Here is a 15,579-nt window from a genome sequence, read left to right on the forward strand (position 1 = left end):
AGCGTGGTTAGAGTTCACACCGGAATCAACTGAAACTCCTTCACAGCAGGTAGAAAATTCGCGTTCTCATGCGACGATCGACTTAACTTAATCAATACAAACCGTTGAATTGGTGTGAGCGATTCCCATTGCTTGGGTGTAATCCTCACGCCAACTCTTTCAGCTTGTTGAATCACGCTTTCAGGAATATTGACCGCATCATTCCACGAGGGATTCTCGTCGATCGCTAAGTCCGTTGCTGTCTCTCCTGTACGCTGCTCGATTAGCTGGTGTAATAATTCTTTGTACTTGCGAACTTCATCTTCTGTGCTGCAAGGTGCATCAACGGTCTGTTGTCGATCGGATTCACTAAACTTATTCCACTGATGTAACTTTAGTTTGACACCACAAGTATCTAACTTGTATCGCACAATCATTGGAATGCAGCGGAGCGAATCAACAAAATCAGATTCAAACTGAAAAAAAGGACTCATCGATCGCTTCCTTAATGATGATTTCTTGGGGGAACTTTGCGAACCAGCCAATAGCTAACCGAAAGGGCAAGAATCGCGGCTGCCAGCGCAATTAAATCGAGTCCAGCCGTTTTCTCTAAATCGAGAATGATGATCTTTCGAGCCACGGCAATCAGTGAAGTCACAATGACCAACTCGACTTGAATGACGTGCTTTTTCAAGTAAGCGGTAATGTTTTCTAGAATCTCAAACGCGATCAGAACATTCAAAAACAAACCAAAAATTGTAAACAGAACTCTGGTCGAGTTGTCATTCGGTGAAATCGAGGTGAGTTCAACAAACAGCACTCTGCCGAGTTGAAACACTGATAAAAAAATCACCAGCAGCATCATGATCGACAGGATCTTGGAAACCCAGCCTTCAATTCGTTCGAGGAAACCGAGAAAATTATCGTCTCTCAGTCCCTCACGCAAGGATTTCCACAGGGATCGCCGCATAAATACCTACCACCTCTACTGCTGAGAGCATACCGAGTCACGGCGATCGCCGTAAAGAGAATCATGTGCTTTGTTACATCGCGGATTCTATCAACAACAATTAGGTAGAATCTATACTTGAAGAAACCGCTAAGAAGCAGAGGCAAGAAGTGTAGCTTGCGTTGACTCGCTGGTGTCGCTTTCACAATCGGAGCCATCGATCTCTGCGATCGGAATCAATTGAACCGCACAGGCTTTCAGTTCGGGTTGCTTCGAGTCTGGACAAGCGACTTCATGCGTTAACGCATTCGCTTCGGATTGCTCTGCCCACAATGCGCCCCAGTGCATCGGCACAAACACCGTTCCCGGCGGAATCGCTTTTGTGATCTTGGCCGGAAATCTTGCTTTTCCTCGCCGCGATCGCACTTCAATCCATTCCTCAGCTTCGATGCCTAACTGATCTGCATCCTTGGGATGAATCTCAATGAATGGATTCGGATACATCTGGCGAATTTTCTCGATTCGTCCGGTGCGGCTCTGAGTGTGCCAATGTCCATACAATCGACCTGTCGTTAACACAAACGGATAGGTGTCATCGGGCGGTTCTGCTAATCCACGCGAGTAGACGTTAGAGAACCGTGCCTTGCCATCAGCAGTGTGAAACTTCAAATCGGTATAAAGGCGTTTCGCGTTTTCGGTTTTTTGTGGAGTTGGTTCGGCTTTGTTGGAAAAAGGCCATTGCGTTGCGCCCATTTCGCGTAAGAAAGTATGACTCAATCCGGATTGATCACAAGGTCGATCGCGGGTAATCCGCACAAATTCCGCATAGACTTCAGCCGAATAGTTAAACGCAAACTGCTTGCGATAGCCCAATCGTCGTCCAACTTCTGCAAAAATTTCCCAATCGGTTCGCGCTTCACCCGGAGCAACCCGAAACTGAGGACACAACGTCACGCGCCGTTCAGAATTGGTCATGACTCCCGTTTTTTCGCTCCATTGTGTTGTCGGTAGCAACACATGAGCATAGTCTGCCATCTCGGTTGGATAGTAGCACTCTTGATACACCGTGAAAGGCGATCGACGCAGCGCCGCTTTTGTCCGCTCCAAATCTGGCATACTTACGGCTGGATTTGTTGCTGCTACCCAGAGCATCCCAATTTCCCCGGTTTCCAGCCCTGTGATCATCTCCCAAGCTGTGCGACCGGGATGCGGCGAGATTGCACCTGAAGGAAGCTGCCAGAGCTGCTCAAGTTCGGCGCGATGTTCGGCGTTCATGACCGATCGATATCCCGGCAACAAATGAGACAAGCCACCTGCTTCCCGTCCTCCCATTGCATTCGGTTGTCCGGTGAGTGAGAAGGGGCCTGCTCCTGGTTTGCCAATCTGTCCGGTGAGCAAGTGAAGATTAATAATCGATCGCACCTTTGCTGTGCCTTCTGAAGACTGATTGATCCCCATCGACCACATGGACAGCACCCGCTTCGATTGGCTCCAATAATGTGCAGCCGTGAGCAAATCCACTTCAGCAATGCCACACCGAACAGATACGACATCGGGCGGATAGTGGCGAATCACTTCTTTGAAGTCTTCGAACCCGTTCGTGTGGGCATCAATAAATGCCGGATCGATATCTCCCCAGCGCAGCAATAAGTGAGCTAAGCCATACATCAAGTCGATGTCCGTACCGGGATTGATTGCCAGATGCAGATCAGCCACTTCAGCAGTTTCAGTCCGACGAGGATCTACAACCACAAGCTTCACATCGCGATTTTTCTTGTGGTAGCGACGAAAGCGGTTAAAGACGATCGGATGGCATTCTGCCGTATTCGTTCCAATTAGAAACGCACAATCGGTCTGCTCTAAGTCTTCATAACAGCAGGGCGGGCCATCTGAGCCAAAGCTTTGAAGATATCCCGCAACTGCCGAAGACATACACAATCGGGAATTCGCATCAAAGTTATTGGTACCGAGACAGCCTTTCATTAGCTTCTGCGCGATGTAGTAATCCTCAGTCTGGAACTGTCCCGATCCATACATCGCGATCGCATCTACGCCCTGCGTAAACTTCACTAAACGAATGCGATCGACAATCTTAGAAAGCGCCTCTTCCCAAGTCACCCGTCGAAACGGCTCATCTAGTGAATCCCGCAGCATCGGATAGCGCAGGCGATCTTTGTGGAGGGATTCTGCGATCGTTGCTCCTTTGACACAGACTAATCCTTGACTGGAAGCATGAGCGCGATCGCCGCGCACATTCCAAATCGGTGTTCCATCTGAGGCGCGGTTGATGGCTTTACCCGGCAAGGCAGGCGGCAGCACCTCTAAGCCGCAGCCAACCCCACAGTAGGGGCAGAGCGTTTTAGTTGGTTCAGCCATAAATGGTTCTCTCCCTGTTATGTCTCAAGTTCTGCTGGCGGACGCTGAAGGACTTGAAGGTGCGGACAAGCGATCGTTTGCAGCAATTGCAATCCGGTTGCAGTAAACATATAAATTTCTAGCAGTTCTTCGGGTAAGGCTTCAAAAATAAGTTTTTCCCCAGGGAATACAATGCGATCGAGGGATAAATCAGGATTGTTTTGTAACCGGATTTGCTGAAGCTGTCTAGTTGAGTTGATGTAGTAGCACAAGATTGGAGTCATGAAATCAAGGGGGGAGCCAGCCCTGAAAGAAAACAAATCCGAACCATGAATCCCACAAAGCCAACAGTGAGAGATAGAGCCTTCAAGTCTCAGTTCATTCTGATTGGGGTGCTTCGAGTTGAACTGTGTTATCAGTTACGAGCTGACACTTCTTCAAGATTAAATCCGACCGCTACAAGCGCATCTGATTGCGATCGTACCGAACAAAGCTGAGGATGTGTTCGGTACGATCCGCTTTGTCAACGTTTACTCATCATCGTGAGCATAGCGACCAAATAGAAAGTCAAGTGCCTGGTTCCGCAGGGTGTAATACTGCGGGTCTTCCATTAGTGCCGCTCGATCGCGGGGACGAGCAAATGGGACAGTCATGATTTCGCCGATGTTTGCCGCAGGCCCGTTAGTCATCATCACTACGCGATCGGCAAGAAACAAGGCTTCATCAATATCATGCGTAATCATCAGCACTGTAACTTTGTGCTGTGACCAGATTTGCAGCAGTTCTTCTTGCAGTTCTTCTTTAGTGATGGCATCGAGCGCACCAAACGGTTCATCCAGAATCAGCACTTGTGGATAGATCGCAAGGGCGCGAGCGATCGAGACTCTTTGCTTCATGCCTCCCGATAGCTGTCCTGGCTTTTTGTTGGCTGCTTCTTCGAGTCCAACCATTGCTAAGTGCTGATGCACAATCTCGGTTTTATCTGCTTTAGACTTCTCTGGATAGACTGCATTTACCGCGAGATAAATGTTCTCGAATGCAGTTTTCCAAGGCAAAAGCGAGTAGTTTTGGAACACGACCATGCGATCAGGCCCCGGTTGCAGCACTCGTTTACCCTCAACGCGCACTTCGCCCGTAGTAGGCTGACCAAACCCTGAAACCATGTCCAGCAGGGTAGACTTACCGCAGCCGGAGTGACCAATGACACAGACGAACTCACCTTCAGCAACAGTCAGATTCACATCTTGAAGAATGACAGCTTCGCCACCATCTTTTTTCGGGTAGACCTTGGAAACTCCGTCAATCTCGACAAAAGGAGCGACGGCGAGAGCTTCGGTTTGAGAGGTTTGAGCGGAGAGAATTTGCATAAGGTGGGGAGTAGAGGAGTGAGAAGAATAGAGGATCAGAAGGTTTCTGATCCTTGAAGTTTAGGCTGCGATCGGAGATTCGACTGCATCAAGGTTGACTTCTTCGATGCGAATCTCGCGATGGATTTCTAGGCTGTTAAGGTAGCCGATCGGATCATCAGGATTAAACACTTTGCCATCGAAAAGGGAGAAGGAACTACGATCACCTTCATTGTCCGGGAAGCCAACTTCACGGGCAGCACGACCATAGAGATCGACGCGACGGACGCGATCGGTGACTTCGATCCAGTTACGCGGGAAGGGAGTAATGCCCCATCTGGCAAGCTGAGTTAGAATCCAGAGTCCTTCAACGCGACCGGGACAGTTCGCATTGTCCACATGGAACTGATTAAAGCGGAGGAGATTGGCTGGGGTTTCGCCTGTGCCCTTGTCGTAAGCATCAATGAATCCAGGGCGGGCGTATTCTGCGGCTGCACCCACGTATTGAGGGCGCGCTAGCAGACTGAGAATTTCTTCGCGGTTTCTACGATCGTCACAGTATTCACACGCTTCGAGCAGAGCTTTGACTAGAGCATTGTGCGTCTCTGGGTGTTGATGTGTCCAATCTTCGCGCACGCCTAGCACTTTCTCAGGATGTCCTTGCCAGATATCTAAATCGGTTGCAATCACATAGCCTGATCCTTCTTTGACAGCGCGAGAGTTCCAGGGTTCGCCCGCACAGTAACCATCAATGTTGCCTGCCACTAAGTTAGAAACCATTTGCGGTGGTGGAACAATGGTGATGGCTAGATCTCGATCGGGATCAATGCCCCCGGATGCTAACCAATAGCGCAGCATCAGATTGTGCATTGAAGTCGGATAAACCACACCCAAAGTATGAGCGCGATCTTGCGTCTCTTCGAGGAAGCGTTTGAAGTCAGAGAGCGATCGGACTCCTTGCTCCAAGAAAGATTTTTTCAGCGTAATCGAATTTCCATTGCGCGATGTCACCAGTGCAGTCACGACCGGCTGAGGGGCATGACCTCCATAGCCCAACGTCATGGCTAACGGCATCGCTGCTACCATTTGCGCTGCATCGAGTCGTCCGGTGCGAATGCCTTCCGAAATCGCTTTCCAGCTTGGTTCGCGGCTGAGTGTGACTTGTTCTAGCCCGTGCTTCTTGAAGAAGCCTTTTTCTTGTGCAACCACGAGCGGTGCACAGTCTGTGAGGGGAACAAAACCGATTTCGAGATTGACCTTCTCTAAGCCATTGCGGGCGATCGACACTCGTTCTTTGACTTGGCGTTTCTTCGCCCGTTTCTGCTGATTGAGGAAGTAGATCATCTCATTGCGTAACGCATAGTAGCTGGGATGATTCACTACTTCTAAACGATTACGCGGACGGGGAATCGGCACCGATAGAATTTGTCCGATGTGAGCTTCCGGGCCGTTCGTTAACATCACAATGCGATCGGAGAGCAGCAAAGCTTCATCGACATCATGGGTCACCATAACGCAGGTGACATTGTTCTCCTGTGCGATCGACATTAACTGCTGTTGTAGATTGCCTCTCGTTAATGCGTCTAATGCTCCAAAGGGTTCATCGAGTAAGAGCAGCTTCGGACGAATTGCCAGAGCGCGAGCGATCGCAACTCTCTGTTTCATCCCTCCGGATAGTTCTTTCGGCTTTTTGTCGGCTGCATGGCGCAGTCCTACCATATTAATGTGATGTTCAACTACACTTTGCCGCTCCGATTTTGGTGCATCTTTCATCACCTTATCGACTGCTAATGCAATGTTCTCGCGGACTGTCTTCCAGGGTAAGAGCGAATAGTTCTGGAACACCATCATGCGATCGGGTCCTGGCTCTGTGACTTGTCGCCCTTCGAGAATTACACCGCCTGTGGATGCTTGATCGAGTCCCGCAATGATATTCAGCAGCGTGGACTTACCACAGCCAGAGTGTCCGATGAATGAAATGAACTCGCCTTGTTTGATCTTGAGTTCGATGTTTTTGAGCGCAATGTATTCACCGCCATCCTTGAGCGGGAAAACCTTATCAACGTGGTCAACTTCTAGAAAAACAGACATATGCAGCAATGGGGTGAAGGGTTTAGTGATCCGAAGTAATGCGTGAGCCAATCCAACCAACCAGACGATCGAGCGCTAGACCCACAAGACCCGTCGAGAAAACATAGATAATCGTTTTACTCATGCCTAGATCGCCGCCGGAGTTGTAGGCATCCCAGATCTGAAACCCGATACCATCGCCGGGTGTCATCATTTCTGCCGCCACGATCGCCAACCACGCCAACCCAATCCCAATCCTCAAACCGCCAAACACATAAGGAACAGTCGAAGGCACCAGAATGCTAAAAAAATACTCTTTGCCTGACAGCTTCAGTACCTTAGCCACGTTGTTATAGTCCTGCGGAATTTGCTGTACGCCGAGAGCCGTATTGATTACGATCGGCCAAATTGCGGTGATGAAGATCAAAAAGATACCCGCAGGGCGACTATCACGAAAGATACCCAGCGCGATCGGCAACCACGCCAGCGGCGGAATCGTTCGCAGAACTTGAACGATCGGATCAACACCCGTTCGCATAAATTGGCTGACTCCAAGCAAAACACCGATAGCAATCCCAGCCACAGCCGCCAGCATATATCCAATTAGAACACGCTGCAAACTTGCCAATAGCAGAAAACCAACTCCTGTACCCGCTTCCCCGACCGAGAAGGGATCAAGCACTAATATCCAGGTTTGTTGAATCACCTTGATCGGGCCTGGCATTTGTGAGTCCGGACTCATGCACAGCAGTTGCCAGACCGTTAATGCAGCCATGACACAGACAATTACCGGAATCAAATTATTGCCGTAATTTTTCAGCGCTTTTGAGAACTTGGACGATCGAGCGGGACGAAGAGACGGGTTGATAGTCATGGCAGAAGAGATAGTTGATGAGGATGACGGTGAACTGTGAAGGGCTAGTTGACTAACCAGTTGGCTAACCCTTCAGGCTGAACTCACTTACGCGACTTTGATCTTCAAGCTATCGAGGTAAGCTTTGGGATTTGCCGGATCGAAGGTGACGTTGTTGAAGAAGGTTTCGACTCCACGCGAAGTCTCTTTCGGAATCACGGCTTCTTGTCCGATCGCTTTTGCCGCTTCTTTCCAAAGATCTTCTCGGTTGACCTGATCAACTAATGCTTTCGCATCGGTGCTGGCTTCAAACTTGCCCCAGCGCATATTCTCGGTAACAAACCACAGATCATGACTCTTGAACGGATATGAAGCTTGGTCGCGCCAGAACTTCATCAACAAGGGACTATTTTGCAGTGTCCGACCATTGCCAAAGTCGAAGTTCCCTTTCATCCGCTCTAGAATGTCCTCGACTGGAGCATTAACATACTTTTCAGCCGAGATGATACGACACATTTCCTCTTTGTTTTCGTCCTTGTCGCACCACATCTGCGCTTCTTGAACTGCCATCAACAAGGCTTTGGCAGCTTTCGGATTCTTATCGACCCAATCTTTCCGCATTGCAAACGCTTTTTCGGGGTGGTCTTTCCAGAATTCTCCGGTCGTGATCGCGTTGTAGCCGAGTTTTTTGTTGACTAAGCGATCGTTCCACGGTTCACCCACACAGAAAGAATCCATCGTCTTGGTTTGCATATTCGCAACCATCTGAGGCGGCGGAACTACCACGATTTCGACATCGGTTTCGGGATTGATCCCACCTGCTGCTAACCAATAGCGCATAATTAAATCATGGTTTCCACCCGGGAAAGTCACCGCACACTTGAACTTTCTGCCTGAAGCTTTCATCTCATCGACTTTTGCCTTCAGCGGCGTACTATCCGCACCGAGATTGAGGTTTGCGTAGTCGCTGGCGATCGATATGCCCTGACCGTTGGTGTTCATCCGCGCCAGAATGCTCATCGGCACTGGCGTATTGCCTTTGGTGATCTTCCCGGTGGTCATGAAGTAGGGAATCGGAGACAGAATGTGAGATCCATCAATGCCGCCTCTTTCGGCACCTAGCTCTAAGTTATCGCGCACCACTGCCCAGGAAGTCTGCTTGGCGACAGACACATCTTTCATGCCGTACTTGGCGAAGAAGCCTTTTTCCAACGCAACAATCAAGGGAGCCGAATCCGTCAGCGCGATAAAGCCAAGTTTAGCGGTGGTCGTTTCTGGTGCATCTGCTGCACTTACGTTCACAGCAGGAGCCGCATTCGTCGTAGATGAACTGCTCGAAGCACTTTTATTCAAGCCTGTGCTGCAACCATTGATAATCAGCGTACCTGCTGCGGAAGCACTTGCGGTCAAGAGAAACTTACGTCTTGAAAGATTAGACATGGATGATGGTTAGAGAAAGTGTACTGGGAATAAAAGGGAAAGCACAGCAAGTGCTGATGTGTAAGGGCGAACAAACTTAGGCATCGAGAACGATGCGATCGACGGGACGAGCAATGCAAGTTAGGATCTTTCCGGCAGCTCGATCGCGCTCGTCTAGTGCATCCGGTTCACCGTCGTAGCTAACTTCACCTTCGAGTAGGGTGCATTTGCAGCTACCGCAGGTTCCAGAGCGGCAAGAGCTATCGATCGCAACCTCTGCCTGATCGGCAACATCAAGAATGAAGTCATTTTGAGTACAGGTTACATCTTTACCTGACCGAACGAAACTTACGGTAGCGGGTGTTACCACTGGCGTTGGCACGACCATGGGAGAACTGAGAACATACTCAAAGTCTTCGGTTGTCGATTGACCGTTGGGCGTTTCGGTTGCGGGTCGATCGAGGGTAATCCATGCCGTTTGAGCAAGTCGGGTGGATTCGGGCAACTCTGACCAAGGACGTGCGCCAAACTGCTCAATTAAGATCTCTTGCAAAATCGGCTTAAGGTCTTCACAGGGAATGCTTTTTCTCACACAGGTTCCAAGCTCAGCGTGTTTGCCAACTTTGCCACCCATGTAGAGATCCACACCTTCCACGGTGCGACCGTCTTTGCGAACTTTTGTACCCATCAGTCCGATGTCTGCCACCTGCGGTTGTCCACAAGAGTTCGGACAGCCTGTCCAGTGAATTCGCACCGGACGCGGACAGTGCAATTCTTGTTCGAGTTCTTGCATCAAAGCGACTGCACGATTTTTGGTTTCAATCAGAGCAAAGTTACAAAACTGTGCGCCTGTGCAAGAAACTAAAGCGCGGGAGAGATTTTGCGGCTCGATCGAAAACCGTTTGACGATCGGCTCTCTCAGCAATGCCGAAACGCGAGAGTCTGGAACATTGGGAATGATTACATTCTGTTCCACGGTAAAGCGAACTTCGCCGCTGCCGTAAACTTCTGCAATTCGAGCCAAATCAAACAAGTCTTGAGCGAATAATCGTCCCACGGGAACGTGCAATCCGACATAGTTAAGTCCCGGCTGTTTTTGAGCATGAATGCCGATGTGATCGCGTTTGTCCCAAAGAATCTCATCTTTCAGAGCAGCAGGCGTGAATTTGTAGCCTAAGCGGTTTTCCACGGCTTCGCGAAAGGCATCGAGACCCAAATCATCAATCAGCCACATTAAGCGGGCTTTCTGTCGATTTGATCGCAAGCCCAAATCACGATACACGGTCAAAATCGCTTCACAAACGGCGACGACATCACGCGGATCAACCCAGGCATTTAAGGGAATCGCTGCATCGCAGCGCTTTGCTGAGAAGAAGCCACCGACTAAGACATTAAAGCCGAGCGTCCCCTCTTTGTAAGCAGGCACAAACGCGATGTCATTGATTTCTGCATGAACCGAGTTATCGCGACAGCCCGCGATCGCAATGTTGAACTTACGCGGCAGATTGCTAAAGCTCGGATTGCCACGACCATTGTTCGTGATCATATCCTGCACTTTTCGCACCAGTCCGCGGGTGTCGATCAACTCATCCGCATCAATCCCAGCGACGGGCGATCCGGTGATGTTGCGAACGTTATCCATCCCGGACTGAACGCTCGTTAATCCAGCCTGATCGAACTTGCGGAAGATTTCCGGTAAATCTTCGATCCGAATGCCGCGCAGTTGAATATTCTGGCGCGTGGTGATGTCCGCATTGCCGTCATCGCCATAACGCTGTAGGATTTCTCCTAACACTCGCGTTTGCCCACTGGTCAAAATTCCATTCGGAATTCGCATCCGTAACATGAATTTGCCAGGGGTAACGGGGCGGAAAAATACGCCCAGCCATTTCAAGCGATAATCGCGATCGGTTTCATCCATTGCTTCCCAGCCGAGATGAGCGAACTGCTCTAGCTCTGCTTTCACCGCAAGACCGTCTTTCTCTGCTTTGAGTTTTTCAAACTTATTCTGAGTGGGCGCAGATGCAAGGGTGTCTGTCATGGATTGAGCCTATAGATAAAGGTGTTCCAGAGCGAACACAAGTCTGATCGTTTCGTCTCCCCAATTCGATGTCTTTGGATGCGACGTTGACCATGCAGTAAAGGTAAGCGGGATAAGAGAGAAAATTCGTAGCTGTTGTTACAAAGTATGTCGTAATATGACGTTTTTGCATAATGGCTATTCGTTTTCGTCATCTGCCCCTAGAAAGAGGTTCGCCACCGTACCTTAGAACAAAGAGGAAAAGGAGAACGCGATGCGTCGTCGAACATTTTTATCGTGGGCTGGAGTGGGTTGGCTGATGAGTCGAGTTCCAGCCGGATTGACTGCGTTTCTTGCGGCTTGCACGGGGCGGGGCAATGAGCAAGCAAACGCTAAGAGATTTGAGACGGTGGGAACGATCGCAGAACTCGATGCCAAAGGTTTCCTACAAACCGAGTCCCCGGCTCCGATCGTGGTGATTCGCAGTCCATCTGATCCAAAAACGCTGATTGCAGTCAATTCGACTTGCACCCATCAGGGCTGCTTGGTCGGTTGGAGTAAAGAGCGTAAATCGTTCGTCTGTCCCTGTCATGGCGCGGCATTTGCTGCGGACGGTACAGTGCAAAAAGAACCAGCCGCGAAACCGTTAGAGACTTATCCGGTTCAGATAGATGGACAGAATGTTCAAGTGAAATTAGGTTAATGCGCTTTTGGATAGAGGAAGGTCGATCGGCATTGATCCACTGTTAAATCAGACCTAAATCATTGGAGGTTTGGCTTATGACTCAGGCTGCAATTCGGAATGAAGCCATTAGTAACCTTGAGTATGACTTGCTCACAGCGTTGCAAAATAAGGCAGAAGCGGTAAAAGCATACGAAACGTACATCAAAGACGCAGAACAAATGCAGTCTCAGCCCTGTGCTGAACTATTCCGCAAGCTGAGAGACGCAGACATGCAAACGGCTCAAGAAATCCGTCATCATCTTCAACAAGTGATGCAAAACGGTAAAATGTAAAACAGAATCTAAAACAATGAGTGCGGTAGGGATTGATGCTCTACCGCACTCATGTAAACATTGCAATCAATTGATGCGTTTTTGTCAATGACTGCCAAGACGATCGCCGACTTCTGTGGCACAGTAACATCAGACGATAAATGCTGATGTGTGATCAGAACGGCAGGCAAAAATTGTGCAGAACTTAAGCTATTCCGAGATTTTAGAGCAGGCTCAGTCCGCAGCAAATCAGCAGGACTGGGGACAGTTGACCTACAGATTGCAGCAGATTCTCTTAAACGATGAACTGGGTGAGACTGAACGATCGTTATTCTGCAATCCAAACACTACGACTGTGCTGCTCGACTTAGCAATGCAGGTGCTAGAAGGCGGCAGTTTTCAGGAGCGCTGGGAGATTGGTAAACTCTTTCCAAGCTTTGGGACGGATGCGATCGCACCCTTAATTGAACTATTAAACGATGAAGAAGCGGAGTTAGAAGCACAATGGTTTGCGGTTCGTATTTTAGGCAGCTTTAAGCATCCACAAGTGCTTGAGGCTTTGATTGAACTGCTAAAAAATTCCCAGAGTCAGGAATTAAATTCGATGGCAGTTTCAGTGTTAGCCAGCATGGGAAAATCTGCTGTTCCGATGTTAGAGCCATTGCTGGTAGAAGTTTCTACGCGACTGTTTGCCGTTCAAGCGTTGGGACAGATTCGGCGATCGGAAACGGTTCCATTGTTGATGCAGGTGGTTCATGATTCAAACGCTCAGGTTCGCGCCATTGCGATCGAAGCGCTCAGTAGTTTTCATGCACCTGAGGTTGTGACTGTTCTCATTGATGCACTGCAAGATCCAGTCACACAGGTTAGATTAGCTGCGGTCGCTGGATTAGGGTTTTGTCAAGATTACCCAAATTTAGTGATCTATCTTCGCCCGATGCTGCTGGACTTGAATCTTGAGGTGTGTCGGCAAGCTGCGATCTCGCTTGGCAGACGGGGAACTTCTGAAGCAGCAAGGGCACTATACGAGACTTTGAGATCGCCGCATACTCCAAAAAATTTAGCGATCGAGCTAGTGCGTGCATTAAGCTGGATGAAACTGCCTGAATCTTTGAATTACTTAGAAGATGCGTTGTTACAGTTGGCGCTGCCGGAGGCGATTCAACTCGAAATTATTCAATCGATGGGGCGGATTGACTCAGACACCCTAAAGTTTCAAGCAACCGGAATTCTGTTAAATGTTTTGCCGCTTTTGCGTTCCGCTGTGACTCGACAAGCGATCGCGCTTTCTTTAGGACAGTTAGGCAATGTGGAAGCTTTAAGTCCTCTGATAGCACTCTTAGCAGATGCAGAGGATAGTGTACGGTTTCATGCGATTTCGGCATTGAAAACACTGAACGCAGAGTTAGCTCATCAACAATTGAAGCGACTTGCCAAAGTTGAGCCAGAAGAGTCCAGGCTAGGACAAGGAATTGCGATCGCGCTTCGAGAATGGAGCTTTTAAATCGATTGTTGAAAGGTTTGTACTGCTTCTACAAAGTCGGTTTCAGCGATTAAAATACAGCGCTGCAATAGATTGATATCCAAGCGATCGAGTCCTGGTAGTTCGCTACGATCGATCTGGTGATAGCCTTCTTCGCGCAGGTGATAAAGCTTTAGAACGCCATCCTCCCAGAACCACACTTCAGGTACACCCAACGCCCGATACTTCGCCAATTTATTCACGCCGCCACTGGTGAAGACAACTGCAATAGATAAGTCAGGAATCGGCTTCAATCTGCCCAGACAAAAAGATTCGTCTGCTTGAGCAGAAACTTCTCGTTTCCGCTCTTGTGTTACTGAGCCAGTCATCTGAAACCAAACTCCTTGCTTCAGCAGGAATGTTGAGACTAGATAATTGATAATGCAGGAAAAACGTTCGTGGTCTAGTCCGGGCATAAGGATCTCGATCGTTCCCTTGTAATAAGACAGCTTTACTCCTGGCGTTTCTGCAAATCCTTGTTGGATGTGCTTGAAATGCTCCCAGGTTCCTTGAATCACCAATTGTTGATCAAGGTCTTTTGATAAAACTTGAGCCATAAAATAAACGGTGGCGATCGTTTTCTTGATTCTCACATAGATTTCTGCCGAAGCCGTTCAAAAACTACTGCTTTTGGCTTGATTTGACGCTCCAAAAGAATGATGTCGCCAATCGCTTTGGTTTCTATTGTAGAAATAATTCACAATTAACCATGAAATACTGCTATGGCTCTTCATAAGATTAAGGATTTTGACCCTGACTACCGCACACACTTCGATAACAATGATGTCATTGGATTTGATGTGTATTCTGGTAACGAAAAGGTCGGCTCAGTCGATGATGTTCTAGTTGATGATGATGGATCGTTTCGCTATCTCGTGATCAACACGGGGTTGTGGATCTTGGGCAAAAAAGTCTTGATGCCGATCGCGCAAGGGCGCATTGCATATCCCGATCATCGGGTTTATGCAAACAGTCTGACCAAGGCTCAAGTGGAAAGTTTACCGACCTACGATCCAGAGCGATTGATCGATTATGACCATGAAGAACAAGTTCGGGGAGTGTATCGCCCGACAACCGCTGCAATGAGTGCAGACATGACCTACGATCGCTCAAGCTATGGCTACGATCGCGATCCGGATCTCTATGGATTGGACAATGATCAAACCTTACGTCTCTACCAAGAGCGCTTGATTGCTAGCAAGACTCGCCAAAAAACGGGTGAAGTGACCGTCGGTAAGCATACCGAGACTGAAACCGCTCGTGTTTCTGTGCCAATCGAGAAAGAGCGCGTCGTCATTGAACGGACTCCGGTGATGGGAGGAATGCCTGTGACTGTGGGTGAAGCTGATTTTCATGAAGGTGAAGTGGCGCGAGTCGAAGTTTACGAAGAAGTAGCCGACATCCAGAAAGAAGCCTTTGTGCGTGAAGAAGTGCGCGTGAAGAAGGTTGTCGATCACGATGTTGTCACCGCAGAAGATCAAATCCGCCGCGAAGAGGTTGATCTCAATGTCGATGGTACTCCGATCGTCGAGAAGAAACTCTAATCTCAATGACTGCTGAAGGATGAAAGTTACCTTTCATCCTTCGATCCTTTATTCTTCATCCTGCCGCTATGATCCCCCAAGCTGATGAATCCCTGACTTCTGAGGTTCTTACCCCTGAAGAAGTTATTCAACTGTTAGAAGAACGGTTAGTTGTTCGTTCTGATAAGCGTAAAGTTGGCGAAATTGTTGTCCGCAAAGAGATCGAGACTCGAATTGTTGAGGTTCCTGTTCGACGAGAAAAATTGATTGTTGAGCGGGTTGACCCGACTTACGAGCGGATTGCAGAAATCGATCTGGGTCAGAGCCAAATTAATGGCAAAGAGCACACGAACGGAACCGCGATCGCGAACGGTAACACGATTCAGGGTGAGTTCGATTCACCTAAAACAGTGAGTGATCTGCTCGACGCGATCGCCCGGACTCCCGATCATAACTGTGCCGAAATTCGGATCGAAATCACGCTCAAAGACTCGAAACACAAAGAAACCTATCAAGCCTGGTTCGATCGCTGTCGTAAATCCTAGAG

Annotated in this window: 15 protein-coding genes; 5 read left to right on the forward strand and 10 right to left on the reverse strand. The window is 48.9% G+C overall.

Annotation, left to right across the window (positions count from 1 at the left end; translation table 11 throughout):
• Positions 1 to 14 precede the first annotated feature (14 nt).
• From NC981_RS14800 to NC981_RS14840, 9 genes are all read right to left on the reverse strand, one after another.
• Positions 15 to 473 (reverse strand): nitrate reductase associated protein, encoded by a 459-nt coding sequence (locus tag NC981_RS14800; protein ID WP_348243656.1) that lies wholly within the window; start codon positions 471 to 473, stop codon positions 15 to 17.
• An 11-nt stretch (positions 474 to 484) separates the two neighbouring features.
• Positions 485 to 949 (reverse strand): phosphate-starvation-inducible PsiE family protein, encoded by a 465-nt coding sequence (locus NC981_RS14805; protein WP_348243657.1) that lies wholly within the window; start codon positions 947 to 949, stop codon positions 485 to 487.
• A gap of 129 nt (positions 950 to 1,078) precedes the next feature.
• Entirely contained in the window at positions 1,079 to 3,304 is a 2,226-nt protein-coding gene (locus NC981_RS14810; RefSeq protein WP_348243658.1) for a nitrate reductase, read from the reverse strand.
• Between the two features lie 17 nt (positions 3,305 to 3,321).
• Positions 3,322 to 3,567 (reverse strand): DUF1830 domain-containing protein, encoded by a 246-nt coding sequence (locus NC981_RS14815; RefSeq protein ID WP_348243659.1) that lies wholly within the window; start codon positions 3,565 to 3,567, stop codon positions 3,322 to 3,324.
• A 246-nt stretch (positions 3,568 to 3,813) separates the two neighbouring features.
• Positions 3,814 to 4,650, reverse strand: a complete 837-nt coding sequence (locus NC981_RS14820) for a nitrate ABC transporter ATP-binding protein (protein ID WP_190377719.1) — start codon at positions 4,648 to 4,650, stop codon at positions 3,814 to 3,816.
• A gap of 60 nt (positions 4,651 to 4,710) precedes the next feature.
• Positions 4,711 to 6,720 (reverse strand): nitrate ABC transporter ATP-binding protein, encoded by a 2,010-nt coding sequence (locus tag NC981_RS14825; protein WP_348243660.1) that lies wholly within the window; start codon positions 6,718 to 6,720, stop codon positions 4,711 to 4,713.
• Between the two features lie 22 nt (positions 6,721 to 6,742).
• Complete coding sequence (gene ntrB / locus NC981_RS14830) at positions 6,743 to 7,573, reverse strand: nitrate ABC transporter permease (protein WP_348243661.1); 831 nt, start codon at positions 7,571 to 7,573, stop codon at positions 6,743 to 6,745.
• 87 nt (positions 7,574 to 7,660) lie between these two features.
• A complete protein-coding gene (locus NC981_RS14835) occupies positions 7,661 to 8,992 on the reverse strand; it encodes a CmpA/NrtA family ABC transporter substrate-binding protein (RefSeq protein WP_348243662.1) in 1,332 nt (443 codons plus the stop codon).
• Between the two features lie 76 nt (positions 8,993 to 9,068).
• Positions 9,069 to 11,012, reverse strand: a complete 1,944-nt coding sequence (locus NC981_RS14840; RefSeq protein ID WP_348243663.1) for a ferredoxin--nitrite reductase — start codon at positions 11,010 to 11,012, stop codon at positions 9,069 to 9,071.
• A gap of 253 nt (positions 11,013 to 11,265) precedes the next feature.
• Between NC981_RS14840 and NC981_RS14845 the strand changes: the two genes are divergently transcribed.
• The 3 genes from NC981_RS14845 to NC981_RS14855 all read left to right on the forward strand — a co-directional run bounded on the left by NC981_RS14845 (position 11,266) and on the right by NC981_RS14855 (position 13,491).
• Positions 11,266 to 11,694: a ubiquinol-cytochrome c reductase iron-sulfur subunit gene (locus NC981_RS14845; protein ID WP_348243664.1), complete on the forward strand. Its 429-nt coding sequence runs from the start codon at positions 11,266 to 11,268 to the stop codon at positions 11,692 to 11,694.
• Between the two features lie 77 nt (positions 11,695 to 11,771).
• On the forward strand, positions 11,772 to 12,008 hold the full coding sequence (locus NC981_RS14850; protein WP_190377725.1) for a hypothetical protein: 237 nt from the start codon (positions 11,772 to 11,774) through the stop codon (positions 12,006 to 12,008).
• A 175-nt stretch (positions 12,009 to 12,183) separates the two neighbouring features.
• Entirely contained in the window at positions 12,184 to 13,491 is a 1,308-nt protein-coding gene (locus NC981_RS14855) for a HEAT repeat domain-containing protein (RefSeq protein WP_348243665.1), read from the forward strand.
• Here the strand turns inward: NC981_RS14855 and NC981_RS14860 are convergent.
• Complete coding sequence (locus NC981_RS14860; protein WP_348243666.1) at positions 13,488 to 14,102, reverse strand: Uma2 family endonuclease; 615 nt, start codon at positions 14,100 to 14,102, stop codon at positions 13,488 to 13,490. The genes NC981_RS14855 and NC981_RS14860 overlap by 4 nt on opposite strands.
• A 129-nt stretch (positions 14,103 to 14,231) precedes the next feature.
• Here NC981_RS14860 and NC981_RS14865 point away from each other — a divergent pair, with 129 nt between their 5' ends.
• Positions 14,232 to 15,053 (forward strand): YsnF/AvaK domain-containing protein, encoded by an 822-nt coding sequence (locus tag NC981_RS14865; RefSeq protein WP_348243667.1) that lies wholly within the window; start codon positions 14,232 to 14,234, stop codon positions 15,051 to 15,053.
• 68 nt (positions 15,054 to 15,121) lie between these two features.
• A complete protein-coding gene (locus tag NC981_RS14870; protein WP_190377728.1) occupies positions 15,122 to 15,577 on the forward strand; it encodes a DUF2382 domain-containing protein in 456 nt (151 codons plus the stop codon).
• Positions 15,578 to 15,579 lie beyond the last annotated feature (2 nt).

Source organism: Leptolyngbya sp. DQ-M1, from assembly GCF_039962505.1.
Classification (GTDB): Bacteria; Cyanobacteriota; Cyanobacteriia; order Leptolyngbyales; family Leptolyngbyaceae; genus Leptolyngbya.